This window comes from Acinetobacter sp. WCHAc060033, assembly GCF_004209125.1.
Classification (GTDB): domain Bacteria; phylum Pseudomonadota; class Gammaproteobacteria; order Pseudomonadales; family Moraxellaceae; genus Acinetobacter; species Acinetobacter wuhouensis.
Map to the genome: position 1 here is coordinate 1 of NZ_SGSW01000146.1, position 1,268 is coordinate 1,268.

The following is a 1,268-nucleotide window of genomic DNA, read 5'->3' on the forward strand; positions in this document are numbered from 1 at the left end:
ATTGCATCGGTTGTGATCTCACTTTGGATACGTGCCATCATCTGCATAATTGATTCATCACCCTGTTTAAACCGATCTGATAAACGATTAGACATGATTAACCCAGTGATCTTGCTCGCCCTGTGCTGTAAATCGCCCATATTTGCGTTTTCAGGCTGTTTCACGATGTTGGTAGGGATTTCTACGGTTTTTTGCTTAGAAACGCCAGAATCGCTGTTTTTTGCCATTTTTGATGCTGTTTTGGGCTTGGCTGTGATGTAAACCGAGTGAATTGAGCGCCCTTTCTTTAAAAATTGAGTATCCGTGATGCTTAAATCGGTTTGTTCGTGGATTTCTTTGAGTGCTGGTTCAATCACACGAACTCTTAAATCCTTAGTGTTTTTATATTCCCCATCAGAAAAACAAAACATTGAACGGATCTCCGCAAGTGTCAGTTCAACGTAGAACTCCTTGCCTTTCCCTAGGTTCTGTTTTTGCTTGAGAAATTCATAAAAACGCAAGGAATGAACGCACTTAAATCGCTGAATATTCTTATTTTCATATTGCGTGAAGTAGCCTTGCAATTGAAGCAGATAAGGCTTTAAGTCGGGGTGAAAATCGACAAGTAATGTCCCTCGATTGCTGTTGTAGCGTACCGATGAAAACCAATTCAGTGCTATGCCCTCGATTTCATCACCAATGATGATTGGTTGTTTATTTAACTCTAGGGCTGATTTTTTGATGTAGCGATACGCATTTTTAGTGTCGATACCGTGATTTTCGGCAATGCTACGAACATTCACCTCGTATTTTTTAAAGTCGGTATCTTCAATGTGGATTTGGGAAATCACGTTATGCAAAACGTATTGCTGAATGATCGTTAGTCGATATTTTGCTGTTATCAGGTCATTTGATTTTTTGACAATCTGGTTTGTTTCTTTCATGACAAAACCTAGTTGGATTTTGAGCAAGTATCACACAAATAGGACAATAATAGAAGTGTCCTATTTTGGTGATATTTGTCCCATTTGACCGTTATTTTCTCCTATTTGACCGTTATTTTGTCCCATTTGACCGTTATTTTGTCCCATTTACCTTCCTGAAAGCCTTACACAGCAAGGCTTTCACCCCTCCTAAAAAAAGAAAAAAAGAAAAAAAGAAAAAAAGAAAAGCGGTTTTTACACGAAAAACAGCCCTATGCCCTCGCTAAAGCTCGGACGTTTTAACCTCGCTAAAGCTCGGTTGAGGGGCTGTTTTTTTCAAATGGAGATTTAGAACCAAAAGCAGAA

1 protein-coding gene is annotated in these 1,268 nt (G+C 39.0%); it reads right to left on the reverse strand.

What is annotated here, in order from left to right; all coding sequences use genetic code 11:
- On the reverse strand, positions 1 to 923 hold a 923-nt coding region (locus EXE10_RS20975; protein ID WP_130114595.1), incomplete at its 3' end, for a replication initiation protein.
- Positions 924 to 1,268 lie beyond the last annotated feature (345 nt).